This window comes from Henriciella aquimarina, from assembly GCF_002088975.1.
In the GTDB taxonomy this organism is placed as follows: domain Bacteria; phylum Pseudomonadota; class Alphaproteobacteria; order Caulobacterales; family Hyphomonadaceae; genus Henriciella; species Henriciella aquimarina.
Genome location: NZ_NCST01000072.1, coordinates 57,334 through 82,795, shown reverse-complemented (window position 1 = coordinate 82,795; position 25,462 = coordinate 57,334). Strand labels below are relative to the sequence as shown.

Here is a 25,462-nt window from a genome sequence, read left to right as displayed (position 1 = left end):
CTTAACGATGGAGGCGTCCCATGCGCCTGACAGGACTTGCCCTTCTTCTCGCCGGTTTGCTGGCAGCGTGCGGCAACGCCCAGTCCAGCGACACTCGCGACTGGCAGACCATCCTTGCCGAGGACGGCCTGGCGGCGGCGGAAGCGAAACTCGACGCCGGACCAGCCGCGCCTGACACCGACTTCGCCAGGGCCGGCCTGCAATTCCTCCTGGCGGTCGAAGCCGTCCTGCAGGTGCGTTACGACAATTCGGCCCAGCCCGTACCGCTCTTTCCCGGCATGGACACCGAGATCCCGCCCAATCCGGAGGGCGCTTTCGATCCGGCCTTCGTCGAAACCGCGATGACCCGCGCGCTTGGCAATCTCGCCAGGGCCGAAGCGACGCTCGACGGCCTGGCCGGGCAGGATTTTGCCGTCGAGGTCCCGCTCGGTGCGATCTGGTTCGACATCAACGCCAATGGCGAACGCGACGACTGGGAGACTGGCAACGGCCTGCTTGCGGAGATGACTGACACCGGAACGAGCGAAGAGGCCGTGACGGTCAGATTCGACACCGCCGATGCGTACTGGCTGAAAGCCTATGTGCATGCCCTCTCGGGGAGCGCCGAACTCATCCTCTCGGTCGATCCGACCCCGGCCATCGAGACGGTCTATGAAGGGCGCAAGAAGCTCAACGCCATCGGGCAGCCTCAGCGCCTCTTCATCGAAAACGAACAGCTCGATGCGCTGGTCGCGACCCTGCTCGCTTTGCGCGGCGCCCCTGAGCGTGAAAGGACGCGCCGCGCGCATGCCCACTTCCTGTCCATGGTCGATGAAAACCGGAAGTTCTGGGAGGCGGTGGCGCTGGAAACGGACAATGACCGCGAATGGCTGCCCAATGCTGATCAGGTCTCGGCGTTCGGCGTCCCGGTCAGCGCCGAAACCGCGGAGGGCTGGCAGCAAACGCTCTCCGAAATCGAGGACATCCTGAAGGGCCGCACCCTCCTGCCGACCTGGCGTTTCAACAATGACCGCAATGCGGAGACCGGCGTCGGGGTAAACGTATCGACATTTCTCCAGGACCCTGGCGATCTCGACATCATCCTCATGATCCACGGCGCCGGGCTTGCACCCTATCTCGAAACCGGGCCGCTCGCCGGTGGCAGCGCCTGGCGCGAATTCGGCAACCAGACAGGGACTGACGGTTTTCTGTTTGCGCTCTGGTTCAATTGACACCTCGTGTCTCGACGCCTGCAGGGCATCGCACTAGAACTTTCAACCGAAACAGGAATTCGAGCCTGTCGTGTACAGGCCGCAGAGGAAACGGCAGAGCATGATACCCGTCATTTCCGCGACCGGGCTGTGGACCCCGCCGCATACCGTCACCAATCAGGAACTGGTCGAGAGCTTCAATGCCTGGGCCGACAAGTGGAATGCCGAGCACGAGGCCGACATCGCCGCCGGCACGCTTGAGCCGAAGACGCATTCCTCGGTCGAGTTCATCGAGAAGGCGTCGGGCATCAAGTCGCGCTATGTGGTCGAGAAGTCCGGTGTGGTCGACCCGGCCGTGATGCGCCCCATCATTCCGGACCGCCCGAACGAAGACATCTCCATCCTGGCCGAGATCGCCATCAAGGCGGCCAATCAGGCGCTGGAGCGGGCCGGCCGGGACCCGAAAGACATCGATGCGGTGATCTGTGCGGCCTCCAACATGCAGCGCCCCTACCCCGCCATGGCGATCGAGGTGCAGGAAGCGCTCGGCATAGACGGCTTCTCCTTCGACATGAATGTCGCCTGCTCGTCGGCGACCTTTGGCATCCAGACAGCCGCCGATTTCGTGCGCGCGGGCCATGCGAAGTCCGTGCTCATGGTGAACCCGGAGATCACCTCGGGCCACCTCAACTGGACCGACCGCGACAGCCATTTCATCTTCGGCGATGTTGCCACCGCCGTGCTGGTCGAAGCCGAAAACATCGCGCCGAAGGATCACTGGAAGATCCTCGGCACACATCTGAAGACGAAATTCTCCAGCAATATCCGCAACAATTTCGGCTTCCTGAACCGGGCCGACCCGTCCGGTGTCGGCGAACCGGACAAGCTCTTCGTGCAGGAGGGCCGCAAGGTCTTCAAGGAAGTCGTGCCCATGGTTTCGGCGATGATCCTGTCGGAGCTTGAGCGCCTCGACATCCAGGCCGAGGAGCTGCGCCGCCTCTGGCTGCACCAGGCGAACGCCAATATGAACCGGCTCATTTCCTCAAAGGTACTCGGCCATGAAGCGAGCGAGGATGAAAGCCCGACCGTGCTGGACGAATACGCCAACACCTCGTCTGCCGGCTCGATCATCGCCTTCCACAAGCATTCGGAAGACTTCAAGCCCGGCGACAAGGGCCTGATCTGCTCCTTCGGGGCGGGCTATTCCGCCGGCACCGTCTTTGTGGAAAAAGCCGCCTGAGCTTCCTATCTCTCGGCCCATGACCGAGAGACACCTCAAAGCGGCGCACGCCGCCTATCGCGACGACATCGCAGACCTGGTGACCCGCCGCCCCCTGCCGGGGCCGGGCGTGCGCCAGGTCGACCCGTTCCTGTTCCTCAACCATCACGGGCCGCAGACCTATCCGCCCGGCAGCAACGGCCTGCCCTTCGGCCCGCACCCGCATCGCGGCTTCGAGACGGTGACCTTCATCCTCGAAGGCAGCCTCGCGCATATGGATACGGGCGGCCATGAGAGCGTCATCCATGCCGGCGGCGTGCAGTGGATGACGGCCGGCTCCGGCCTCGTCCATGCGGAACTCTCGCCGGAAGACTTCAAGCGCGATGGCGGCGACATGGAAATCCTGCAGCTCTGGGTGAACCTGCCGTCACAGCTGAAGATGACAACGCCGCGCTATACCGGCGTACAGGCGGCTGACATACCCGCCATCGCTGCAGGAGACGGCGCCACCGTGCATCTCGTTTCCGGCGATTTCGAGGGCCAGACCGGCCCGGTGGATTCCCTCACCGATGTCTTCATGTCGATGGTGTCGCTGCCCAAGGGCGCGAAGGTCACCCTGCCCGCGCCGGAGAGACGCAATGTCTTCTTCTATGTCGTGCGCGGCACTGTGACCGCTGGCGGTGAGACCGTGGAGGCTTTGCACCTCGGCGAGTTCGGCCCCGATGGCGACACGGTCGAGGTCACCGCTTCGGAAGACGCCTTCCTGCTCTATGGCCATGCCGAGCCGACGGATGAGCCGGTCGTGGCCCGCGGGCCATTCGTGATGAACACCGAAGCCGAGATCCGGGACGCGATTGCTGACTATCAGGCCGGCAAGTTCGACCGCGCCCCGGAAACCCTCAAAGGCTAGCCGCCAAACTGCCAGCTTGCCGCGATCTTGTAGTTGCGGCCCGGCTCGTAGACGCCCTGGAAGGCGCGCTCATAGCGCTCGTCGAAGATGTTATCGATCCCGGCATCGAAGCGGATACCCGGCCAGCTGTCGGGGCTCCAGCTCGCATAGACGTCGGCGACGGCATAGCTGTCACGTTCTTCGGCCACGGTGAAGCCACCCGTCCCGTCGCTTTCGCGGCGGGTGAAGTCGTCGGCATATTGCAGCCGGATGCCGACAATCGCGTCCAGCTCATAGGCTTTCAGCCCCATATCGACGGCAATCCGGTCAGGCGTCAGCGTGCCGAGATCGGAGCCCGTCGAGTTGTCCGTGCCCTCGATGGAGGAATAACTGGCCCGGACATAGGAGCGCTTGCTGTCATAGCGCACTTCCGCCTCGACGCCTTCCAGCTCGGCGCTGGCGACATTGGCGGAATTGGTCGTGCCCGCCGAACAGGGGAAGAAAGGCGGCGCGAAACAGGTCCCGTCATAGGAGAAGTCGACCGACAGATTGATCAGGTCGTCGACCTCGCTCTCATAATAGGAGACCTTGGCCTGCAGCCGGTCGCCGTTTGACACCAGGTCGTGGAAATCCACCCCGGCGCCGATCTCGACCGTCTCGGTTTTCTCCGGCTTCAGCTCGGCATTCGGGATGAATTCGTTCGTCACGAAGACGAAGGAGCCCTGCGTCGGATCGAACAGGATCGGGTGCGGCACCTCGAAATGGACCCCGTCCAGATAGAGCTCGTTGATCGAGGGCGCACGGAAGCCTTCGGAATAGCTGGCAAAGAGGCGGAACCACTCCACCGGCCCATAGCTCGCCGCGATCCGGGGCGAGATGGCCTCGTCATCATTCTCGCCGCTGGCGGTTTCGGACTCAGAACTGAACTCGTCATAGCGCACGCCTGGAATGACGATGAGCTGGCCGGGCATCCCCAGCGGGCGCTCGGCCACGGCCTCGAGCTGGGCGAACAGGCCCATGAATTCGGATTCCGCATCCGGTACGCCGCCGCGCACGCCATTGGCGCTCTCGGTGTCGTAACCGGTCTGCTCGTCGCGGTACCAGTCGCCACCAATGGTGAACGTCGTGTCGATGCCGCCCAGATCGAAGCGCGAGGCATTGCGCGCGCTCACGCCCGTCGTCTCGATCTCGCGCGAGATGGTGCGCGGCACCGTGGCATCGAACTCCTCGACCTCTGTGGTCGTCTGGTAGACGGTGAGATCGGTGTTCACGAGATCGCTGGCGGGGTCGTAATTCAGGCCGAGGCGGTAGGTGTCGGAGGTGATGTCCTTGTCGACATTGCGGTCGAGCGTGGAATCGCCCGTGCCCAGCGTGCCCTGGCCATTGTTCGGCTCGAAGGCGGAATTGTCGAAGCGCTGCCAGGAGGCTTCGACGCTCAGCGCGTCGGTAAGCGCGTAGCGCCCTTTCACAAGGCCGGTCTGGATCTCATCGTCGGATGGAAGTTCCGAGCCGTCGCCAAGCTCGATATCGCTCGACTCACGCAGGCCAATGGAGGCGATCCCGTCAAACTTGCCGGTATTGGTGAAGGCGCTGAGGCTCGTCAGCGTCTCTTCATTGACCGACTGGTAGGCCCCACGAATACGCACGCCCCAGGTCTGGCCGTCCCGCAACAGGTCTTCGGCATCCGCACTTTCGAGCGCCATCACGCCGCCGACCGCGCCGGAGCCGTAAAGCGCCGAGGCCGGCCCGCGAACGACTTCGGCCGTGCCCAGCAGCGCCGGATCGGCGAAGAAACGTCCGTCATGGGCGGACGTAAAGGACTGGCGCGCGCCATCCAGCAGGATCAGGACATTCTGACCGGAAAAGCCGCGAATGCTCGGCACTTCGCCGGTGCGCCGCGGTCCCCCGGAGAATTCCATGCCGGGCACATCACGCAAGAGGTCGGAAACCGCCGACGGCGTGCGAAGTTCGATCTCGTCGCGAGTGATGACGCTCACCTGCCCCGGATAGTCGAAGACCGGGATGGGATTGGACGTGCCATAGACCGTCACCGTCTCCTGGCGCTGCTCCGGCTCCGGCGGCGTCTCGTCCTCTCCGGGCGCCTGCGCCTGGGCCACACCGGCCAGCGCAATAGCGCTTACAGTCACAAGAATTCCGCGCGTCCGGCTGGTGCGGCGCGCTCCACTCCTCATTGTCATGTTTTCCCTCACACACACTCTGAAAATTAAAAATGACACTCAGTCGCATTCTCATTGCATGAAGATGTCCTTATTGTAAATAATTCTGAATTTCATTATCAGTTAGAAATTGAACGAAGTGAGTGAGGGACCCCATGTTCAAAATGACACGTACCGCTGCGGCCGCCGCCCTGTTCTGCGCGGCAAGTGCAACCGCCATCGCCCAGGGCCAGGCTGACGACCCCGATTTCGAGCAGGACCGCGAGGCGATTCTCGCCATGGCTGGCAATTACGACGTGACCTTCGATTTCCGCGAAACGGTGGCGCTGGCCGAGGGCTATGAGCTGAAAGAGCCGAAGCGCTCGGGCGGCTATGAAATGGTGCGCGTTATCGAGGATACGGGCGACTTCATCAGCCTCCAGCACATCCTTGTCGTCGGCAAGGAAGGCGAGGAATTCCCGATCAAGCACTGGCGCCAGGACTGGACCTATGAGCCGAGCGAAGTGCTGACCTTTATCGGCGGCAATGCCTGGGAAATGCGGGCCGTGCCGGAAAGCGAGCGCGACGGCGCCTGGTCGCAGGAGGTCTATCAGGTCGACGACGCGCCGCGCTATGGCGCTGTGGGCGAGTGGGACCATGACAACAATGTCTCGCAATGGACCCCGCCGGCCGAATGGCGCCCGCTGCCGCGCCGCGACATGACGACCCGGGATGACTATGACGCCGTCCTCGCCGTCAACCGCCACACCATTACGCCTTTCGGCTGGGTGCATGAGCAGAACAATTCCAAGCTCTCCCTGCAGGGCGAGCCGAGCGTGCTCGTACGCGAGATCGGCCTCAACACCTATCGCCTGGATGATGGTTTTGCGGTCGAGGTAGGCGACAGCTACTGGTCGGCCACCAAGGATTACTGGGCCGGCGTGCGCGACAAGTGGGAGGCCATCGAGGCCGCTGGCGAGCCGTTCGGTCTGACCATGCAGGGTGAGCCGGAACCGCTCTACCAGCCGCTGCTTGCGCTAGCCGGCGAGGTCGAAGAAGGCACGAAGACCGTCGAGGTGGCGATTGCCGAGGCCGAACAGGTCATCGACAAATACACCACGACCGAAATCGGCACACTGGAAGAGCGCGTCGCCGAGGCGCATGCGCCCAAGGAAGAAAGCCACAGCGCCGCAGAGGAAGGCTGAGCGTCAATCGCTGGACAGGCCCCTACCCCGCAAAGCGGCGGTTCAGCCTGTCCAGCATCCCGGCGAGCTGTTCGACCTCCTCATCGGACAGCTCCGCCTCTATCTGCCGGTTCAGGCGCGCAAAGGAAGGGCCTACCGCCTCGAGCGCGCGTTGGCCGTCTTCCGTCACGCTGAGCAGCCAGACCCGCCGGTCGGTCTCGGCGCGGCATCTTTCGATAAAGCCCAGCTTTCCCAGCCGGCTCACCATCGTGGTGACCGCCGACTCGTGAAGCCCGAGCTTTTCGGCCACCCATTTCTGGCTCGCCTCTCCCTGCCCGCGCACGATTGTCAGCACCGCCGCCTGCGCTGTCGTCAGCGGCGCTTCGGCAAAGACGATATGATCGGCCGCCTTCTGCAGGCGGTGCGCGGCAAGCTGGAGCTTGTGATAGAGGCGATGATCCCGGGCAGCAGACATAGTTGACATATAAAGTAATTGACTCGCCCAGACCATCCCCAGATACTTGATATATCAACTAATGGAGAATGAGATGGGCATCATCGATGTCTGGGGACAGATCACGACCGAGCGGATGGAGCAGGCCCCCTGGCTGGCCACGCTGAACCGCTGGACCGGCCGCGGCGGATCGGATGATCGCCCGACACCCGGCTCAACGGTCGCCGCCATGGACAGGGCCGGGGTCAACATGATGCTGCTTTCGGCCTGGTACGGCCCGGAGGGCAGCCTGGTCAGCAATGAAGAGCTCGCCGCCCAGATCGATGAAGCGCCACGCCGGTTCCGGGGCCTTCTCAGCGTCGATCTGCGCGCGCCATCAGAGGCTGTCCGCACCATCCGGACACTTGGCGCCGATCCGCGCTTTGTCGGCGTGCGGCTGGTGCCGTGGCTCTGGGACCTGCCGCCCAATCACCGGCTCTACTATCCTGTCTTTGCCGCCTGCGTGGAGGCCGGCCTGCCCTTCTGCACCCAGATCGGCCATACCGGTCCGCTGAAACGCTCGGAAACCGGCCGCCTCATCCCTTATCTTGAAGAGGTCATGCTCGACTTTCCCGAGCTTGTCGTCATCGCCGGCCATCTCGGCTTTCCGTGGCTCGACGAACTCATCACCATGACGGTGAAGTTCCGCAACTTCCACGTCGATACCTCGGCCTATGCGCTGCATCGTCTGCCGCCGGCCTTTGTCGACTATATGAAGGGGATCGGCCAGGACCGGGTCATGTTCGGCACGAACTGGCCGATGCTGTCGCCCGCGCGCTGTCTTGAGCATCTCGACGGGCTGGGGCTGACCGCCGCCCAGAGCGACGCGTTCCTGTCAGGCAATGCGCGCCGCGTCTTTAACCTGCCGGAGGCGGCCTGAGGCTCAGTCCTCGTAATCGTCCTCGCCGATATCGCCCCAGAGGACCTTTCGGCTGGAATGGGCGGCTTCGACCAATACGATCGCAGCCGCCCCTGCCAGAACCCACCATGCCGTTGCAGGATTGCTTGCAACGTTCATCACCATTTCCACCATCGTCATCACGCCTCGGGCTTGTTTTGTCTCTTTGAGCTGGTTATCGCCGCCAGCCCTTAACGAGACATTGGCAAGAACCACGCCATGCAGCTCACTTCGTAACTGAAATGCGGGCTTTTCTTTACCCGGCTTGCCAATGGATTAAACAGGGGCCCATGAGCACAAAGCCAAGACCCGTCGCCAGAAAGGCGCCCGCCCGCGTCTGGCAGCGCATGCTGTCGGGCCGCCGGCTTGATCTGCTCGATCCATCGCCGGTCGACGTGGAAGTCGACGACATCGCGCATGGTCTCGCGCGTGTTGCGCGCTGGAACGGCCAGACGCTCGGCGATCATGCCTTTTCCGTCGCCCAGCACAGTCTCGTTGTGGAACAGGTCTGCGCCCGGCTGGAGCCCGGCATCCGGCCGGCCGAACGCCTGATGGCGCTGCACCACGATGCCGCCGAATACGTCATCGGGGACATGATCTCGCCCTTCAAGGCGGTCCTTGGCGATGGCTACAAGGATATCGAGAACCGGCTCACCGAGGCGATCCATATCCGCTTCGGCCTGCCCGCGCGCATGCCTATGAGCCTGAAACGCCTGATCAAGCGGGCCGATCATATATGCGCCTGGTATGAAGCCACACAACTCGCCGGCTTCGGCAAGACCGAGGCAGACCGCTTCTTCGGCTCGCCGCCGCGCACGATTACGCTTGACCTCAAGCCCGAAGCCCCGACCGTTGCGCAGAAGAATTTTGTCGCGCGCCATGAGGCGCTGCTTGGCGAGATGGAAGGACGCCGGTGACGACACCGCTGATCATTGGCCTGTCTGTCGTGATCGTCGCTGCCGACGGCGACACGCCCTGCGTCCTGGTCACGCGCCGCGATGGCGGGCTCGCCGCCCTGCCCTTCGGGACGTTCGACCCGGCGCGCCACCGCACGTTCGAGCTCGCCCTGCGCGGCTGGGTGCGTGAGCAGACAGGCTTCGAACTTGGCTATGTCGAACAGCTCTACACCTTCGGTGACCGCGACCGTGAAACCCCGGAAGCGACCCTCGCCGACACCCCGGCCAATGCCCGTGTCGTCTCGGTCGGCTATCTCGGCCTGACACCCGACCAGACGCGCCCGCCCGAACAGCTCGAGGCCAAGTGGCGCGGCTGGTACGGACACTTCCCCTGGGAAGACCACCGCCGCGGCCGTCCGGCCATTATCGAGCGCGAAATCGCCCCGCGCCTGAAAACCTGGGCGGCCGGCAATGACGTGCGCCAGTCCCGTGTCAGCCTCGCCTTTGGCCTCGACGGACAGGACTGGATCGATGACCGGGTGCTGGAGCGCTATGAGCTGCTTTACGAAGCCGGGCTCGTCACCGAATGCGCGCGCGATGCCGGCCTGCCGCTGCCGGATGTAAAGCTTGGCGAACCGATGTCGTCAGATCACCGCCGCATCCTCGCCACCGCCATGGGCCGGCTGCGCGGGAAGATCCGCTACCGCCCGGTCGTCTTCGAGCTGATGCCGGACCGGTTCACGCTCTCGGCGCTGCAATCGACCTGTGAGGGCATTCTCGGCCTTACCCTGCACAAGCAGAATTTCCGCCGGGCGCTGGACCGGGCCGGGCTTGTCGAGGGCACAGGCGAGATGATGGCCGGCACAGGCGGGCGCCCGGCCGAGCTGTTCCGGTTCTGCCGTGAGAAATTCCGCCGCAGCGCCGCCTTCGGGATCGCGACACCGGCGATCCGGCGCGAGGCCTAGAACCGCGCGGCGAGGTCCGGATTGAACATCCGCAGGATGAGCGGGAACAGCACGAAGCCGCCAGCCAGCCCGCCGAGGTGGGCCGCCCAGGCGATGGGCAGCGGAAAGGCGAAGGTCGAAACCGCCAGCACCAGGTTGATGATCAGCCAGGGGATCGAGATCCGCACCGCCTGCGCGCGGCCGCCCTGCAGATAACCGACCGCCGGCAGGAAACCCGACAACGCCGAGGACGCGCCGATGGCGAGGCCGGAATCACCGGCCAGCTCGAACCAGCCAAGCTGGGCGAGACCGCCGGTCACGGCACAGAGCGCAAAGAAGATGAGGAAGCCGGCCGCCCCGCTCATTTGGCGCCCGAATGCCATGGCAATGGGCGGGCCAAAGGCGATCATCGCCGTCATGTTCATGGCGAGGTGAAAGATGCCGCCATGCAGCAGCACGTGCAGAACCAGCGAGGGCCAGTCGCCCCAGGGCCGGTAGACATTGGCATATTCCGGCCCGCCGGCCAGCGCGCCGACGGAGAACATCCAGTCGGCCAGGCGTGGCGTAAAGATCAGGTTCGACTGCGCCATGAACTGGATCAGCGACGCACCGATGATCACCGCCGACAGGAACAGGACCACTGCCGGGAAGCGGTTGAAGACCGGTTCGCGCACACGCTCGAACTGTTCGGGGGGAGGATTGTATCGCAACACCATGGAGATATGGGAGAAGCCGCCGCGAGTTAAAGCCTTGCGCCGCCGTTACCCCCCGCCCGTGCGCCATGCCCCGGCGTCACGAATTGATTTCGCCGCCCGACCCGACATTCTCGCCCCATGAGCAAGACACGCGACATTACTTTCGACTCGCTTCGCCCGCCCGCCCCCTGGATGGACGACACTCACTCGATCTGGCGCAACTCGGTCCGCGCCTTCGTGGACAAGGAACTCGTTCCGCATATCGAGGAGTGGGAAGCGGCTGGCGAAATCCCCCGCGACGTCTATCCGAAAGCCGCCGAAGCCGGCCTGCTCGGCATGGGCTATCCGGAAGAGTATGGCGGCGCGGGCACGGATTTCGACCGCTTCCACGGCACCGTCACCTCGGAAGAACTGGCGCGCATGGGTGCGGGCGGCATCTCGTCGGCGCTGATGATCCACGGGATCGGCCTGCCGCCCATCATGGCGCTCGGCAGCGAAGACATGAAACGCGAGATCGCGCCGCAGGTGCTGTCCGGTAGCAAGCAGATAAGCCTCGGCATCACAGAGCCCGGCGGCGGCTCGGATGTCGCGCAGCTGAAGACCAGCGCCAAACGCTCCGGCAATGGCTGGGTGGTGAATGGCTCGAAGACCTACATCACCGGCGGGATGACCTCGAAATGGCTGACCTGCGCGGTGCGCACCGGCGGGCCGGGCATGGGCGGCATCTCCCTGATGCTGATCGACCTCGAAGCCGAGGGCGTCTCGCGTACCGCCCTGCCCAAGATGGGCTGGTGGGCGTCGGATACCGCGACGATCCATTTCGATGATGTCTTCGTGGCCCCGGAAAACCTGATCGGCGAGGTCGACAAGGGCTTTTACGGCATCATGGCGAATTTCAATGGCGAGCGCCTCGGCATGGCGGCGCAAGCCACCGCCTATGCCCGTGTCTGCATCGAGGAGGCCGCCGCCTGGGCCCAGCAGCGCGAGACCTTCGGGCAGCGCCTGGGCGACCACCAGGTCATCCGTCACAAGATCGCGGCGATGTGCCAGCGCGTCTGGGCGACGACGGCCTTCCTCGACCAGTGCACCTGGCGCGTCCAGAACGGCGAGCAGCCGGTGGCCGAGCTTGCCATGCTGAAGGTGCAGGCGACCGAAACGATGGAGTTCTGCGCGCGCGAAGCGATGCAAATCCTCGGCGGCGCCGGCTTCATCCGCGGCCACCGGGTCGAGCGGATCTATCGCGAGGTGCGCGTCATGGCGATCGGCGGCGGCTCGGAAGAGATCATGCGCGACCTGGCGGCGAGGCAGCTCGGCCTGTAACAGCAGCGGGCGCCCTCGCCTCTCTCGACGTCATGCGGTCTTGTTCCTACATAGGCTGGCTCAGACCATCATCATTCTGAGCAGCCAGCCCGAGACCCGCATGAAGAATGCCGCAGACAGCCAGGCCCAGAGCGCCAAGCCGACATCGCTGAACAAGCCGTTTCGCCGGCGCATCAAGAAGGCCGGCAAGAAGCTGACCCGCTGGCTCGCCCGCTTCCAGGCAAAGAAAAGCCTTGTGCCCGACGTGCCGTTCAACGACCCGGCGGACTTCCCTTTCCTGAGTGAATTCGAGGCCCGGTGGAAGGAGATCCTGCCGGAAGTCCAGACCCTGCTGCAGCACCGCGAGCTTATCCCCGGTTTCCAGGATGTCTCGCCGGACCAGTACCGCATCGCGACGGAAAAGAACTGGCGCACCTTCTTTCTCTACGGCTTCGGCACACGGCTGGAAGGCAATTGCCGCCAGCTGCCGGTGACCGCCTCGATCATCGAGAAAGTCCCGCAGATCCATACCGCCTGGATATCCATCCTCTCGCCCGGCTATCACATCCCGGCCCATACCGGCGTGACCAAGGGCATCCTGCGCGCGCATATGGGGCTGATCCTGCCGAAAGAGCGCGAGAAGTGCCGCATCCGCGTCGGGGACGAGACCAAGCATTGGGAGCCCGGCAAACTCTTCGTGATCGACGACACCTATGAGCACGAGGTCTGGAACGACACTGACGAGGAGCGCATCGTCCTCCTGCTCGACTTCAACCGGCCAATGAAATTCAGCGGCCGTGCGGTGACCTGGCTCTTCCTGCAGGTGATGAAGCTGACGGCCTTCTATCAGGAACCGAAGAAGAACCTGCTCGACTATGAAGCCCGCTTCGAAGCCGCCACCCGCCGGGCCAACGAGAATCTCGAAAAAATGAGCGACCTCTGAGCCTCCCCCACGGCAAAACCGGCGTGGACAAAAAAATGAGCTCTTTCCCCGTAAGGAAAGAGCTCTTCAGGTATCTAGTCCGGGATTGGGAGGTATCAGACTAGAACTTGTAGCCGAGGCCGACCCCGACGATTACGGGGTTGATGTCGACATCGGCATTCACCATGACCTGTTCGGCGTCGAGTGACGGGCCAAGCGCGCTGGTCAGGTCGACCTTCACGTCCGGCTCGATCCAGACTTTCTTCACATCGACGTTGAGCGCCCAGCCGCCCGGCACACCGTCCAGGTCGTAGTCGGCGCCGGCCTGCAGCGCGAAGCCGACAGACGGGTCGTAGTCGATGCCATCGGCCACATCGCCTGCATCCTCATCGAAGAAGAAGGTCGCGTTGACGCCTGCCCCGACATAGGGCTTGAAGGAACTGCCGGTATCGAAGTGGTATTGCAGCGTCAGGGTCGGCGGCAGCAGCCACACATCGCCCAGATCGACGGTCGCATCATCAAGTACGCCCGGCACCGTCACATTGGTCGCCTTCACGTCGTGCGGCGTGACGCCCAGGATGAGCTCGGCGGCAATGTGCTTCGTGAAGAAGTAGGTGATGTCGAGCTCGGGCACGTACTGGTCGCTGATATCGACCGTGCCCGGCAGGCCGGAACCACCGACAGACAGGTCGGCCCCTTCGTCCGGCAGGACGCCGATGGCACGGACCCGCACCATCCAGGGGTTGTCCCCTTCCTGCGCGTGCGCCGCACCGGCAAGTGCGCTCAGCCCCATCAGGCCAGCCATCAGAACGCGTTTCATTTCTTTACTCCTCAGCTTGAGATGAGACCAACTAACCAGCTGAGATTCATGAGGAAATTGACCACTCTGTCGCGCGATTGCATGCCGCGCGGCGTGTCAGCGCAACTAGGGGTTTGCCCGTATCGACCCTCTTTCGGAACGGCCACAGATTGCGAAGTAATGTGTCCCTGCTGGCCATTTCCGGCCACTCCGGTCAGGGACTGGAATTCTCGCGCAAAACATCCGACATTACCGTCATGGCCCAAGCCGACCCGCATATGCATGTTCACGCCAACCGGCCCTGCAGCCCGCAGGATGTCGATGACTTCCTCGAGCAGGCCGAAGCCCTGGCCGTGCGCAAGGGCCAGCGGCTGACCAAGATCCGGCGCAAGGTTCTGCGCCTGCTGCTTGAGAGTCAGGAACCGTCCAAGGCCTATGACCTGCTCGCCAATCTCGATGGCGAAGGCTCGGCCAAGCCGCCCACGGTCTACCGCGCCCTCGACTTCCTCCAGGAGGTCGGCCTCGCCCACAAGATCGAGAGCCTGAACGCCTATGTCGCCTGCGGCCATGCCAGCCACAAACACTCGGCGGTCTTCCTGATCTGCGATGAATGCGGCGGTGCCGAGGAGCTGCACGCCATCTCGACCACGGACGCCCTGAAGGCCGAAACCGAAGCGGCCGGCTTCCATATGCGCCATGCCGTGATCGAGGTTCGCGGGGTCTGCCGCGCCTGTGCGGGGTGAGCCTTCCTTCGGGGCGATATCGACATCGACATCAAAGCGACGTACCTCCGACAGAGAGCTGCATGAGGGGAGTGTGTCTTGATCGATCTCTGGAAGGGGAGCGCAAACACCTGGGACTGTGACGAGATGGGGCACATGAATGTGCGCATCTATCTCGAAAAGGCGTTCGAAGGCCTGGGCATGCTCGCCGCGCGGTGCCATCTCAGCCATGTCTATCGCCCGCATGCGCCCTCCACACTGATCCCGCGCGAGCAGCACATCCGCTTCATCCGCGAGGTTCTGCCCGGCCGGCCGCTGTCGATGCAAGGCTGCGTGCTCGAGGTCGGCGCCGACACGGTCACCGTCTATCAGCAGCTGGTGCATGGCGACGGCACGGTGGCCGCGGCCTTCCGCACGCAGCTTGTCCATGCCGACACCGCCAACATGAAGCCCTTTCCCTGGAGCGCCCGCACGCGCAGGGCGCTCGAAGCGCTGATCGAGCCCCCGCCGGAAGAGACTGCCCCGCGTGGCCTCGACATGACGAAAACCCCGCTTGAGACAGACAAGATCACACGGGCGATGGCCGAGGATCAGGGTGTCAACGTCATCGGGCTCGGCATGGTGGCGCCACAGCATTGCGACCTCTTCGGACGCATGGCCCCGGCCTGGTTCATCGGCCGGGTTTCGGATTCGGTGCCGAACCTGCTCTATGACTGGCGCAAACGCGTCGCCGACTCCGTCCCGGGCCGCCAGATGGGCGCGGCCGTTCTGGAAAGCCGCATCATCTTCCGCCGCTGGCCCAAGGCGGGCGACCTCTTCGAGATCCGCACCGCGCTCGGCACCGCCGCGGAGAAGACCCACTCGCTGGTCCACTGGATGCTGGACCCGGTGACCGGCCAACCCTGGATGACGAATGAAGTCGTCGCACTGACCTTCGACACCAAGGCCCGCAAGGCCATCGCGACGCCGCCGGACATGATGGACGATCTCGCCCGCATCGCGCCCGGCAAGCTGGAGCTCTAGGCCTCTAGCCCGTCCCGCGCAGGCTGCGCCGCATCGGGCCTTCATCACCGGCCGAAAAGCCCTCGATCAGGCGCGAGATCGCCGTCGACAGCTCTTCGCGGATCTCATAGGGCGCTTCCATCGGGTGGAAATGCGTCGTGTTCGGGCGTTCCTTCAGCACAAGGTCCGGATACTTGCGCAGGATGAGATCGGTCACCTTGTCCGACATCACCGGATTGATTTCCGGGCGCATGATCATGATCGGGATATTCTTCTTGCGCACCTTTCTGAGCGCGCCCCAGGGCTGGTTGCGCTGGGCGTTGAAAGTGGCCGCTTCCCAGGCGGGCTCACACAGCAGGCGCCAGCGCTGCTTCGTCTCGTCATGCCGGTCATCGACGCGCTCGAGCCCATCGATGAGATAATCGTCGAGGAAAGGTTCGCGCCAGGTCTTGAAGGCGCCCTTGCCGGTATAGGCTTCGCGTGCGGCTTCCACGCTCGGAAACTCGGCCCGGCGCTTCTTCGCCTGGCGGGCCATGCTGTTGCTGACGCGCAGGAAGGGCCCGAGGAATGGGAAGGCGTGTTTGATGAAATAGAAGCGGCGCGACATGATAACCGGATCCACCAGAACCAGCCCCTTCACCAGGTCCGGACGCTTGCCGGCGACGAGCAGCGCCACACACCCGCCCATGGAATGCCCGCTGAGGACGACCGGGCGGGTCGCATTCTTCTCCAGGAAGGTGATCACATCGTCGCGATAGCGGTGCCAAGAGTGCAGCGTCTTCGGATCGGCCGGCAGTTTGGTGCGGCCATGCCCGCGCAGGTCCAGCGCGGTGACCTTGGTGCGCAAACCGAACGGCGCCAGGATCGACTGATAGGTCATGGAGTTGAAGCCGGTGGCGTGCAGCCAGAGGGCCGCCATTTCCAGCGCCGGGTTGCCGAATTCGATCGCCTGCATACTGCCTTCGGCAGTGTCGGTCAGATAGCGGCGCATCAGCGGGCTCCGCGGCGCAGGGCCGTCAGGCCGGTGTCTGACAGGGCTTTACGGCGGCAGGTGGTCAGTGGTTCGGCAAAGTCGCTTTGCATGGCTCTCCTCTACTGCCCGGCCAGCCCCATTTTTACTGTTTTTGTTACAGTATGTGCGTGGCGACGCACCTGGTGACACCGGCGACTCTGCGCCGCTCCCCCGGACTTGTAAAGCGGACTGATGCGCACAGGCAGAGGTATATTTTCAAATGGAACGGTGCGTTCGAAAATGGACTTGCCAACCGCTCAATGCCTGCATGAAAGCTTCCACCTTACCGTGTGGCATCCTGGCCCAGTTTGAAGATGCCTGTCGCTTTCATGAGCACCCGCCCCCCGCAAAGGAGGGTGCACGCCATGAAGAGAAGGCTCCGCGTCTGGCGGTCCACGGCCGATCTGAAAACGGCCTCATCCCCGGAAAAGCGCTCGCCGGTCATGTCGAGGCTGAGCGACACGGTGTGGGCCGCATCCTCACCGGCAATGGAGGCGGCATGAGCCTTGAGCGCGTCAATCATCAGCGCCGAGAGCACCGTCTCGCTGGCCTCTGTCAGGGCGACGACCGCCTCGCCTGGCGCGCGGATCTTGAGCGGTGGCAGCTGCTGGGACGTGGCGTCGGCATGGGTCATGGCAGGTTTGCTAGGCTGCGTCCGGCCAAAAGAAAAGGCCTGCCGTGCCGGCAGGCCCTCTCTGGCGTCTTGTGGAGGATTGAAGGCGGTCAGGCGACGGCGGACTTGCGCTCGTCCAGGGCCGCCGGATCGACGACGATCAGGTCGCCCAGATGGCCGATGCCGCGAATATCATAGGTCTCTTCCATATGCGTGCCGACGCATTGCAGCAGCGAGGCGACCTGGGCGTGGCCGAGGCCGATCTCGTGAAGCTTGGAGAACATGGAGAGCGAGACGTGCTGGCGCCCGCCCGGCGTCTGTTCGATAAGGCGGGCAATCGTACCCGTCGCCGCGCCCGTCTGGGCGCCAGTGGTGGCTGACAGGGTGCGCGCACCCGGCATGCGGGAGAAGACCTTCTCGATCAGCGGCGCGCCCTGGCGCTCGGCCGTGTTGAACAGGACCCCGAGCGCCTGTCGTGTCTGCGCCTCGTCCAGTCCGGTCGTCTTCGCAGTTGTCTTGATCAGTTCGCTCAACATGGGGGTCAGCCTCCTCAACTCATTCGCCTGAGGCTTAAGAGGCTAGGTGCCGTGGGTTAGCCAAGAGTTACGAGCCGTGCCTGATTCGTTCATATTTTCAGGGCGAATTCTTAAGGCGCGTTAGGGCCGGGTAAAAATTTTGAGCGCTTCCGTTAACGAATCACCGCGGATTACATCCGCTCCGGCGCTTCGATGCCGAGGATGTTCAGGCCGGCTTCGAGCTGTTTCAGCACCGCTTCGCAGAGGCCGAGACGCGAGGCGCGGACCGCTTCATCGTCGGCATTCGCAATCGGTGCATCGGCATAGAGCGCGCTGAACGCCTGGGCGAGCGAATAGACATGCTCACACAGGGTGTGCGGCTGGCGCTTGGCATGGGCCTGGGCGAGCGCATGGGAAAATCCGTCCATGGCGAGCACCAGGGCGCGCTCGGTGTCACGCTCGATGCTGACCGCACCGGGCGCATGACCGGCCTCTTTTGCGCGCCGCAGCAGCGATTTGATGCGCACCGCGGCATACAGCATGTAAGGCCCGGTCTTGCCCTCGAAGCTCGTGAAGCGCTCAAGGTCGAAGACGTAATTCGTCGTGCGCACATTCTGCAGGTCGGCAAAGCGCAGGGCCGCGCGGGCCACGAGTTTCGCGATGGTGCCGCGCTCCTCATCGCCGATATCGCCGGAGAGGCCCGCTTCGCCGATCTTCTTCTCGGCCTCTTCCAGCGCCATGCGGTTGAGGTCCGACAGGCGCAGCACGCCGCCCTCGCGCGTCTTGAAGGGCTTGCCATCAGTGCCGTTCACCGTACCGAAGCCGATATGCTCCATCCGGTCTTCGGCCATCAGCCCGGCCATGTCCGCGGCGCGGAAGACCTGTTCGAAGTGCAGCGCCTGGCGCGCATCGACGACATAGAGGATGCGGTCGGGGTGCAGCGTCTCCACCCGGTCGACAATCGTCGCCAGATCGGTCGCGTGATAGCCGGTGCCACCGCGCGAATTGATCAGCATGAAGGGCGGCATCTCCTTCTTGTCGCTCTCGCGCGAGATATCGATGATCCAGGCGCCATCATCGAGCTTGGCGAGACCCTTCTCCTTCAGGTCCTCGACCATGCCGGGGATCAGCTCATCGACATCGCTTTCGCCCTTCCAGAGGTCGAACTCGACGCCGAGGAAGCTGTAATCGACCTTCAGCGCCTCGACCGAGACATTGATGAAGTGCCTGAGCAGCGCGCGATAGCCGGGATGGCCGGCCTGCATTTCGGCGACGGCCAGCTGGCTCGCTTCATTGCGCTGCGGGTCTTCCTTCGCCTTGGCCGACGCCTGTGGGTAAAGCCGGCCGAGATCCTCGATGGTGACCGGCGGCTCCTCAGGATACGGGCCTTTGAAATCCGGGTCGAAATAGACGAGGTCCGGCTGCTCGGCGAACAGTTCGGTGATGAGGTGGCCCATCTGCAGGCCCCAGTCGCCGAGGTGCGCATCGCCTGTCACATCGTCGCCGAGGAAGCGGAAGAGCCGCACCAGCGTATCCCCGATGACGGCCGAGCGCAGGTGGCCGACATGCATCGGCTTGGCGACGTTCGGGCCGCCAAAGTCGATCACGACCTTTTCGGTCTGCTCCAGCGCCCCGCCGCCGGCTTTCGCGTCCGCGCGGATGAATTCGGCCTGTTTCGACAGCGCCTCGCCGGACACGCGGATATTGAGAAAGCCCGGGCCCGCCACGTCGACGCGCTCGATGGCGCCCTGCCCGGTGATCCGCTCGGCAATCTTCGCGGCGAGATCGCGCGGGACGAGGCTGGCTTTCTTCGCCGCCCCCATGCAGCCATTGCACTGGAAGTCGGCCAGTTCCGGCCGGTCGGAGCGGCGCACCGCACCCCAGCGGGCTTCGAACCCTTCCGCCTCAAACGCGGCCGAACACGCCGCCGAAAGCTCCGTGGCGAGATCGCTCATATCTGTCTCCGGATTGCCGTCTTAGCTGCCCGATCCCGCATCGAGCCGGTAACGGCGGCCCTCGCGGTTGAAGGCCAGCTGCTCTTCGGTCAGGTCGAAGCCGACGACCACTTCGAAGTTCGCCCCCGAAATCGTCGAATCGGCGCGCGGGATGATGATGTCCTGGATGACTTCCTGATGCCCGTCGACCTTGCCACCGGCAAAGTTCGCATCGACCGAGAAATACTGTTTGGCGAGCACTTTGGAGCTGCGCCGCGTCACGGCCACCCAGTAATTGTAGGTGTGCTGGTTGGACGTGCCTTTCGGACCCTTGCCGAAGGCGAAATCCAGTTCGATCTCGGCGCGCAGCGGCTCATCTTCGACATAGCGGCAGAACAGCTCCACATTCGTCATCTCGCCGGTGTAGGCAATGTCGGTGTAGCTGGCGGAGTCGCCGTCAAGCTCGACGATACGCGAGGCGTCGTAGAGGATCGCCACGGGCGGGCACGGACCGGCATTCTGTCGGGAGTCCAGCGCCCGCGTCACGGGGTTGCTTCCACAGGATGCCAGCAGGAGACCTGCTGCCAGAACCGCAATTACACGCATCATCAAATGCCTTGTCACTCTTGGCCTGAGCCTTCAGGCTGTCCATCTAGAATGGGGAGTGTTACCGGGCACCTGCAGATGGCGCAACGCCCGATCTGCTTCATGGTGCAGCAAGGAGAACTATGGCACGCCGCAAACTCGAAATCAGGCTCGCCGCCCCGCGGGGCTTCTGCGCGGGCGTGGACCGGGCTATCCAGATCGTCGAGGAGGCGCTGGAGAAATGGGGCGCACCGGTCTATGTGCGCCATGAAATCGTGCACAACCAGCATGTCGTCTCACGGCTGGAGGGCCTTGGCGCCGTCTTTGTCGATGAGCTCGACGAGTGCCCGCCCGACCGGCCGGTCGTGTTCTCCGCCCATGGCGTGCCGAAAGCTGTGCCCGCAGAGGCCGAGCGGCGCGACATGGTCTATGTCGACGCGACCTGCCCGCTCGTCTCAAAGGTACATGTCGAGGCCGAACGTCATCACAAGGCCGGGCGCGAGATCGTGCTGATCGGCCATGCCGGCCACCCGGAAGTGATCGGCACGATGGGCCAGCTGCCGGACGGGGCGATCACGCTGATCGAAACCGAAGACGATGCCCGAGCCTTCGATCCCAAGGACGCGGCAAACGTCGCCTTCGTGACGCAGACGACGCTATCGGTCGACGACACCGCCAGCATCGTCGCCATCCTGCAGGAGCGCTTCCCCGACATCACCGCGCCGCACAAGGAAGACATCTGCTATGCCACCACCAACCGCCAGGAAGCGGTGAAGGCAATGGCCAAGGGCTGTGACCTCTTCCTCGTGATCGGTGCGGAAACCTCGTCGAATTCCAAGCGGCTGGTCGAAGTGGCCAAACGCGCCGGGGCGAAAGACTCCCGGCTGGTCGCCAGCGCAAACAATGTCGACTGGGACTGGTTCGAAGGCGTGGAAACGCTCGGCCTGACAGCGGGGGCCTCGGCGCCGGAAGATCTGGTTCAGGGCCTCATCGCCGCCTGCCGCGCCCGCTTCGATATCGAGGTGAAGCCGGTCACGACGGCAACGGAAACGGTCACCTTCAAGCTGCCAAGGGTGCTGGCTGCTGAGGTCTGATTTTCAGGCGACCGGTACCGTCCCGCCATCAATGACGTATTCAGTGCCGGTAATCGCTCCGGCCCGTGGTGATGCAAGAAAGGCGATCAGGTCAGCCACTTCCTCAGGCCGCGCGGGACGGCCCAGGGGAATGCCCCCAAGACTGCGCATGATGATCTGTCTGCCGCCCTCGATGTCCGTTCCCGCCTCTCTGGCCATGCGTTCGGCCAGAGCGATAGCGGCCTCCGTTTCAATCCAGCCGGGCGAGACCCGCACGACTCGAACACCCTTGGGGCCAACCTCCTTGGACAGCGATTTGCTGTAGGTCGACAGCGCCGCCTTGGCAGCTGCATATGCGGTTGTCGATTCAGGAAGCGGAAGCCGGCTCTGGATCGAGGTTACATGGACGATCACGCCGCTTCCCCGCTGGATCATCTCGGGCAGGACGGCACGGTCCAGCCGTACTGCCGACATCAGGTTCAGATCGATTTCCTGTTTCCAGACAGCGTCGCTGAGGGCGGCGACCCCGCCTGCAGGGGCGTTCGACCCGCCAACGACGTTGACCAGTATGTCTATTCCGCCGAGCGCGCGCCCGGCTTTTCGCGCAAGCTCGGCCGGGCCCGTCTCGGTGGAAAGGTCGGCCTCGACGTAAACAGCGTTTTCGATGCCCGGCTGGGGCGCGCTACGGGCCGCCACGGCGACGTTCGCGCCTGCCTCCAGCAGGGCCCGAACGACTGCAGACCCGGCTCCCTTGGTGCCACCTGTCACGACAGCGCGCGTTCCACCAAGGTTCAGCCAGTGGCCGCTCATTTGATTTCAAGCTCCACAACCTTGCTGTCGTTAAGGCGGAAGTGATGATCGAGCATGACCGGACTTCCCGGAAATGAACCGGAGACTTCCGCCGAGACGACGACAAGTCCGTCCCGCACCTCCGACCTCATGGGGACCGTTTCGAACGGCGTCTTCTCATTCACATCGCGCCACCATTCGGCGATGGCAGGAAAGCCGGTATGCCCTTCTGCCTCGTCGATGATATGCGCATCGTCCGCAAAAACGGCCTTCAGCTCACTGGTGCTTGCCCGCTTCGGCAGAGCGAAGAAAGCCGCGATTGGTTCGGGAAGGGTCATCACATTGCTCCTATTGGCCCCGCAGGGCATCCTGTCCTGTGGGATCAGATCGAACGGCACCGGAAAGATGACAAGTACAGACAAAAAAGTGGGGGACTCACCTGCAGGTAAGAATCGCGAATACACAGCAGATTCTGCGGCAGCCGGCGTTGAAGAAATTATTCGGATGCTTGAGGGCAAGTGGAAACTGGTGATCCTTTTCCACCTGTTTGGCGGCCGCGTCCTGCGCTTTTCGGAACTCGAACGCGCCATTCCCGCCATCTCGCAGAAGATGCTGATCCAGCAGCTTCGGCAGCTGGAAAGCGACGGTATTGTCCGTCGAATCGTTCACCCGGAAGTGCCACCGCGCGTCGAATACCGGCTGACCGATTGGGGCCAATCTCTCTGTCCTGCGCTGGACGCGTTGCTCCAATGGGCAGAGAGGCGCCCGGACGCCTAGTTCACTCCAGGGCTTGCCCCTTGCGCCGACTGGCGTAGAACGCGCGCCATAACGCGAAGAGGCCCGACATGATTCCACGCTATGCCCGCCCTGACATGACCGCCATCTGGTCGCCGGAAAGCAAGTACGGCATCTGGCTGGAGATCGAGACACTGGCGGCGGAAGCCATGGAAAATCTCGGCCAGATTCCGGAAGGCACCGCGGCCGCCGTGCGCGAGAAGGCGCGCTTCGATGTCGAGCGTATCGATGAGATCGAGGCCGAGGTGAAGCACGATGTCATCGCTTTCCTCACCAATGTCGCCGAACATGTGGGAGAGCCCGCCCGCTTCCTGCACAAGGGCATGACCTCGTCCGACGTGCTCGACAGCTGCCTCAATGTGCAGCTCGTGCGCGCCGCCGACCTGCTTCTCACCGGCATGGACCGCGTTCTGGCCGCGCTGAAGAAGCGCGCGGAGGAGCATAAGTACACGCCCAAGATCGGCCGCAGCCACGGCATCCATGCCGAGCCGACGACCTTCGGTGTGACGCTCGCCACCTTCTATGCCGAGTTCGCCCGCGGGCGTGACCGTCTCGTCGCCGCGCGCAAGGAAGTCGCCACCTGCGCCATCTCCGGCGCTGTCGGCACCTTCGCCAATATCGATCCGCGCGTTGAGGAATATGTCGCCGACAAGCTCGGCTTCGAGCCGGAGCCGGTCTCCACACAGGTCATCCCGCGCGACCGCCATGCCATGTTTTTCGCCACGCTCGGCGTGATCGCTTCCTCCATAGAGCGGCTGGCGACCGAAGTGCGCCACCTTCAGCGCACCGAAGTTCTGGAAGCCGAGGAATTCTTCTCCAAGGGCCAGAAGGGCAGCTCCGCGATGCCGCACAAGCGCAATCCGGTGCTGACCGAAAACCTGACCGGCCTTGCCCGGCTGGTGCGCTCTGCCGTGACGCCTGCGCTGGAAAACGTCGCCCTCTGGCATGAACGCGACATCTCGCACTCATCGGTCGAGCGCGGCATCGGCCCGGACGCGACCATCCACCTGGATTTCGCGCTTCACCGTATGGCCGGCGTGGTCGAGAACCTGCTCATCTATCCCGACCGGATGATGCTCAACATGGAGCGCATGGGCGGGCTGCATAACTCCCAGCGCGTGCTGCTGGCGCTTGTCGAAGCCGGGGTGAGCCGCGAGGATTCCTACCGTCTCGTCCAGCGCAATGCGATGAAGACCTGGGCCGGCGAAGGCCCCTTCCTCGACCATCTCAAAGCCGACAGCGAAGTGACCGCCAAGCTGACCGACGAACAGCTCGAAGCCCTGTTCGACCTCGACTATCACTTCAAGCGCGTCGACCTGATCTTCGACCGGGTCTTCGGCTGATCGAAACCGGGAACAAGGCCTGACCATCCCCGCCCGCCCTATCCGGGCACCGGCGGGCACTTCAGGCCGCCCGCAACACCTACTCGTCTATCGTCGTCTTCCAGGCGCTCTTGTCGAGGTCGAGGTCGCTGAACTTGTCGACATCGAAGACCGGCAGTTTCACGCCGGCTTTGCGCTGATTGTCGAAATCCTTCATCACACGCACGCCGACCGGGAAGAGCAGCGCCACGGCGAACAGGTTCACCACCGCCAGGAGCCCCATCGTCACATTCGAGAAGGCCAGCACATTGGCGAGATTCAGCACCGCCCCGACCACGACAAAGCCGATCACGATGATCCGGTAGGTGGTGAAAGCCGTCTTGTTGTCCTGCAGGTAATAGTCCACCGCCGTCTCGCCGAGATAGTAGGAATACATGATCGAGGAGAAAGCGAAGAGGAAGAGCGCGAAGGCGATGAAATAGTTCGCCCAGCCGCCGATATGCTCCGACAGCGCCATCTGGGTCAGCAATTCGCCATCTTCCACACCCAGGAAATCGACGCCCGACAGCAAGATGATGAGCGCGGTGCAGGTGCACAGGATGATGGTGTCGATGAAGACCGAGAGCGATTGCACCATGCCCTGCTGGGCGGGGTGCTCGACATAGGCGACCGCCGCCACGTTCGGGGCCGAGCCAAGCCCCGCCTCATTCGAGAAGAGACCGCGCTGCACGCCCTGCATGATGGCCACGCCAATCCCGCCGGCGACCATCTCATTGAGGCCGAACGCGCTCATCACGATGTTTTCCAGCACAGCCGGCACATCCTCGATGCGCATGCCGATGACGACGAGAACGACGGCGGCATAGCTGACGGCCATCACCGGCACGACATATTCCACGACATCGGCAATCCGCCGGATGCCGCCCATGATCACGAAACCGACCAGCAGGGCGAGCCCGATGCCGGACCAGATCCGGTCGATCCCGAAGGCGCCCTCGATGGAGGAGGACATGGCAAAGCTCTGGAAGGTGACGAAGGCGACGCCAAAGGTCAGCATCAGGAGCAGCGAATAGAGATAGCCGAGATATTTCGTGCCCCGGCCAAGCATGCCGCCGAGTCCCTTCTCGATGTAATAGGCCGGCCCGCCCCGGAAGTCGCCGTTCGGTTCCTTCTGCTTGTAGAGCTGGGCGAGCGTGCATTCGAAATAGCTCGTCGCCATGCCAACCAGGCCGACCACCCACATCCAGAAGATCGCGCCCGGCCCGCCAAGGGCGATGGCTGCGGCCACACCGGCAATGTTGCCGCCGCCAACCCGGCCGGCCACAGACAGCGCCAGCGCCTGGAAGGAGGAAGGCTGCTTGCTCTTGTGCTGGAAGCCCTCGCCGAGGACGGAGAACATGTCGGCGAAATGCCTGAACTGGACCCCACGGGACCACAGTGTGAAAACAAGTCCGATAGGAATGAGCAGGAAGATGAGAACCTTGCCCCAGAGAAGGTCGTTCAGGAAGTCGAGCAT

At 63.6% G+C, this 25,462-nt stretch carries 27 protein-coding genes; 14 read left to right on the top strand and 13 right to left on the bottom strand.

Going from position 1 to position 25,462, the window contains the following annotated elements; all coding sequences use genetic code 11:
* Positions 1 to 20: 20 nt before the first annotated feature.
* The 3 genes from B8784_RS11610 to B8784_RS11600 all read left to right on the top strand — a co-directional run bounded on the left by B8784_RS11610 (position 21) and on the right by B8784_RS11600 (position 3,319).
* Positions 21 to 1,211: a hypothetical protein gene (locus B8784_RS11610; RefSeq protein WP_084398111.1), complete on the top strand. Its 1,191-nt coding sequence runs from the start codon at positions 21 to 23 to the stop codon at positions 1,209 to 1,211.
* Positions 1,212 to 1,311: 100 nt separating this feature from the next.
* Positions 1,312 to 2,430 (top strand): beta-ketoacyl-ACP synthase III, encoded by a 1,119-nt coding sequence (locus B8784_RS11605; protein ID WP_084398110.1) that lies wholly within the window; start codon positions 1,312 to 1,314, stop codon positions 2,428 to 2,430.
* Positions 2,431 to 2,449: 19 nt separating this feature from the next.
* A complete protein-coding gene (locus B8784_RS11600; protein WP_084398109.1) occupies positions 2,450 to 3,319 on the top strand; it encodes a pirin family protein in 870 nt (289 codons plus the stop codon).
* Here B8784_RS11600 and B8784_RS11595 read toward each other — a convergent pair.
* Complete coding sequence (locus tag B8784_RS11595; RefSeq protein WP_233356087.1) at positions 3,316 to 5,445, bottom strand: TonB-dependent hemoglobin/transferrin/lactoferrin family receptor; 2,130 nt, start codon at positions 5,443 to 5,445, stop codon at positions 3,316 to 3,318. The two genes, B8784_RS11600 and B8784_RS11595, sit on opposite strands and share 4 nt — an antisense overlap.
* Before the next feature lie 185 nt (positions 5,446 to 5,630).
* Here B8784_RS11595 and B8784_RS11590 point away from each other — a divergent pair, with 185 nt between their 5' ends.
* A complete protein-coding gene (locus tag B8784_RS11590) occupies positions 5,631 to 6,659 on the top strand; it encodes a DUF6607 family protein (protein ID WP_233356085.1) in 1,029 nt (342 codons plus the stop codon).
* A gap of 22 nt (positions 6,660 to 6,681) precedes the next feature.
* On the opposite strand, the gene B8784_RS11585 is transcribed toward B8784_RS11590, so the two are convergent.
* Complete coding sequence (locus B8784_RS11585; RefSeq protein WP_158085660.1) at positions 6,682 to 7,122, bottom strand: MarR family winged helix-turn-helix transcriptional regulator; 441 nt, start codon at positions 7,120 to 7,122, stop codon at positions 6,682 to 6,684.
* 64 nt (positions 7,123 to 7,186) lie between these two features.
* Between B8784_RS11585 and B8784_RS11580 the strand changes: the two genes are divergently transcribed.
* Positions 7,187 to 8,011 (top strand): amidohydrolase family protein, encoded by an 825-nt coding sequence (locus B8784_RS11580; RefSeq protein ID WP_084398106.1) that lies wholly within the window; start codon positions 7,187 to 7,189, stop codon positions 8,009 to 8,011.
* Between the two features lie 3 nt (positions 8,012 to 8,014).
* Here the strand turns inward: B8784_RS11580 and B8784_RS21320 are convergent, their stop codons facing one another.
* The gene (locus B8784_RS21320) at positions 8,015 to 8,245 is read right to left on the bottom strand and encodes a hypothetical protein (RefSeq protein WP_143435446.1); all 231 of its coding nucleotides are present in this window, start codon (positions 8,243 to 8,245) and stop codon (positions 8,015 to 8,017) included.
* A gap of 74 nt (positions 8,246 to 8,319) precedes the next feature.
* On the opposite strand from B8784_RS21320, the gene B8784_RS11575 reads away from it, so the two are divergent.
* Together B8784_RS11575 and B8784_RS11570 are read left to right on the top strand one after the other, a co-directional pair.
* Entirely contained in the window at positions 8,320 to 8,946 is a 627-nt protein-coding gene (locus B8784_RS11575) for an HD family hydrolase (protein ID WP_233356083.1), read from the top strand.
* The gene (locus tag B8784_RS11570; RefSeq protein WP_084398105.1) at positions 8,943 to 9,890 is read left to right on the top strand and encodes an NUDIX hydrolase; all 948 of its coding nucleotides are present in this window, start codon (positions 8,943 to 8,945) and stop codon (positions 9,888 to 9,890) included. The genes B8784_RS11575 and B8784_RS11570 overlap by 4 nt, the downstream gene beginning before the upstream one ends.
* Here B8784_RS11570 and B8784_RS11565 read toward each other — a convergent pair.
* The gene (locus tag B8784_RS11565) at positions 9,887 to 10,585 is read right to left on the bottom strand and encodes a rhomboid family intramembrane serine protease (RefSeq protein WP_084398104.1); all 699 of its coding nucleotides are present in this window, start codon (positions 10,583 to 10,585) and stop codon (positions 9,887 to 9,889) included. The genes B8784_RS11570 and B8784_RS11565 overlap by 4 nt on opposite strands.
* 117 nt (positions 10,586 to 10,702) lie before the next feature.
* On the opposite strand from B8784_RS11565, the gene B8784_RS11560 reads away from it, so the two are divergent.
* A complete protein-coding gene (locus B8784_RS11560; protein ID WP_084398103.1) occupies positions 10,703 to 11,884 on the top strand; it encodes an acyl-CoA dehydrogenase family protein in 1,182 nt (393 codons plus the stop codon).
* Positions 11,885 to 11,984: 100 nt separating this feature from the next.
* On the top strand, positions 11,985 to 12,806 hold the full coding sequence (locus B8784_RS11555; protein ID WP_084398102.1) for an aspartyl/asparaginyl beta-hydroxylase domain-containing protein: 822 nt from the start codon (positions 11,985 to 11,987) through the stop codon (positions 12,804 to 12,806).
* 100 nt (positions 12,807 to 12,906) lie between these two features.
* Here B8784_RS11555 and B8784_RS11550 read toward each other — a convergent pair whose 3' ends face one another.
* Positions 12,907 to 13,605, bottom strand: coding sequence for an OmpW/AlkL family protein (locus tag B8784_RS11550; RefSeq protein WP_084398101.1), 699 nt, complete (start codon positions 13,603 to 13,605; stop codon positions 12,907 to 12,909).
* Positions 13,606 to 13,766: 161 nt separating this feature from the next.
* Here B8784_RS11550 and B8784_RS11545 point away from each other — a divergent pair, with 161 nt between their 5' ends.
* Complete coding sequence (locus B8784_RS11545) at positions 13,767 to 14,327, top strand: transcriptional repressor (RefSeq protein ID WP_233356081.1); 561 nt, start codon at positions 13,767 to 13,769, stop codon at positions 14,325 to 14,327.
* 78 nt (positions 14,328 to 14,405) lie between these two features.
* The gene (locus B8784_RS11540; protein WP_084398100.1) at positions 14,406 to 15,329 is read left to right on the top strand and encodes a thioesterase family protein; all 924 of its coding nucleotides are present in this window, start codon (positions 14,406 to 14,408) and stop codon (positions 15,327 to 15,329) included.
* A 4-nt stretch (positions 15,330 to 15,333) separates the two neighbouring features.
* Here the strand turns inward: B8784_RS11540 and B8784_RS11535 are convergent, their stop codons facing one another.
* The 5 genes from B8784_RS11535 to B8784_RS11515 all read right to left on the bottom strand — a co-directional run bounded on the left by B8784_RS11535 (position 15,334) and on the right by B8784_RS11515 (position 19,928).
* Positions 15,334 to 16,299 carry an alpha/beta hydrolase gene (locus B8784_RS11535; RefSeq protein ID WP_233356079.1) on the bottom strand — a complete coding sequence of 322 codons (966 nt, stop codon included), beginning with the start codon at positions 16,297 to 16,299 and terminating at the stop codon, positions 15,334 to 15,336.
* Between the two features lie 304 nt (positions 16,300 to 16,603).
* The gene (locus B8784_RS11530; protein ID WP_084398099.1) at positions 16,604 to 16,954 is read right to left on the bottom strand and encodes a hypothetical protein; all 351 of its coding nucleotides are present in this window, start codon (positions 16,952 to 16,954) and stop codon (positions 16,604 to 16,606) included.
* A gap of 89 nt (positions 16,955 to 17,043) precedes the next feature.
* Complete coding sequence (locus B8784_RS11525) at positions 17,044 to 17,469, bottom strand: hypothetical protein (RefSeq protein WP_084398098.1); 426 nt, start codon at positions 17,467 to 17,469, stop codon at positions 17,044 to 17,046.
* Between the two features lie 170 nt (positions 17,470 to 17,639).
* Positions 17,640 to 19,403 (bottom strand): arginine--tRNA ligase, encoded by a 1,764-nt coding sequence (argS, locus tag B8784_RS11520; protein WP_084398097.1) that lies wholly within the window; start codon positions 19,401 to 19,403, stop codon positions 17,640 to 17,642.
* A 21-nt stretch (positions 19,404 to 19,424) separates the two neighbouring features.
* The gene (locus B8784_RS11515) at positions 19,425 to 19,928 is read right to left on the bottom strand and encodes a hypothetical protein (protein ID WP_233356078.1); all 504 of its coding nucleotides are present in this window, start codon (positions 19,926 to 19,928) and stop codon (positions 19,425 to 19,427) included.
* Positions 19,929 to 20,110: 182 nt separating this feature from the next.
* Here B8784_RS11515 and ispH point away from each other — a divergent pair, with 182 nt between their 5' ends.
* Positions 20,111 to 21,061, top strand: coding sequence for a 4-hydroxy-3-methylbut-2-enyl diphosphate reductase (gene ispH / locus B8784_RS11510; protein ID WP_084398096.1), 951 nt, complete (start codon positions 20,111 to 20,113; stop codon positions 21,059 to 21,061).
* A 3-nt stretch (positions 21,062 to 21,064) separates the two neighbouring features.
* Here ispH and B8784_RS11505 read toward each other — a convergent pair whose 3' ends face one another.
* Together B8784_RS11505 and B8784_RS11500 are read right to left on the bottom strand one after the other, a co-directional pair.
* Complete coding sequence (locus B8784_RS11505) at positions 21,065 to 21,850, bottom strand: SDR family oxidoreductase (RefSeq protein ID WP_084398095.1); 786 nt, start codon at positions 21,848 to 21,850, stop codon at positions 21,065 to 21,067.
* The gene (locus B8784_RS11500; RefSeq protein WP_143435445.1) at positions 21,847 to 22,170 is read right to left on the bottom strand and encodes a nuclear transport factor 2-like protein; all 324 of its coding nucleotides are present in this window, start codon (positions 22,168 to 22,170) and stop codon (positions 21,847 to 21,849) included. The genes B8784_RS11505 and B8784_RS11500 overlap by 4 nt, the downstream gene beginning before the upstream one ends.
* Before the next feature lie 64 nt (positions 22,171 to 22,234).
* Between B8784_RS11500 and B8784_RS11495 the strand changes: the two genes are divergently transcribed.
* Together B8784_RS11495 and purB are read left to right on the top strand one after the other, a co-directional pair.
* On the top strand, positions 22,235 to 22,606 hold the full coding sequence (locus tag B8784_RS11495) for a winged helix-turn-helix transcriptional regulator (RefSeq protein WP_084398156.1): 372 nt from the start codon (positions 22,235 to 22,237) through the stop codon (positions 22,604 to 22,606).
* Positions 22,607 to 22,674: 68 nt separating this feature from the next.
* A complete protein-coding gene (purB, locus tag B8784_RS11490) occupies positions 22,675 to 23,967 on the top strand; it encodes an adenylosuccinate lyase (RefSeq protein ID WP_084398093.1) in 1,293 nt (430 codons plus the stop codon).
* A gap of 79 nt (positions 23,968 to 24,046) precedes the next feature.
* Here the strand turns inward: purB and B8784_RS11485 are convergent, their stop codons facing one another.
* Positions 24,047 to 25,462: an alanine/glycine:cation symporter family protein gene (locus B8784_RS11485; protein ID WP_084398092.1), complete on the bottom strand. Its 1,416-nt coding sequence runs from the start codon at positions 25,460 to 25,462 to the stop codon at positions 24,047 to 24,049.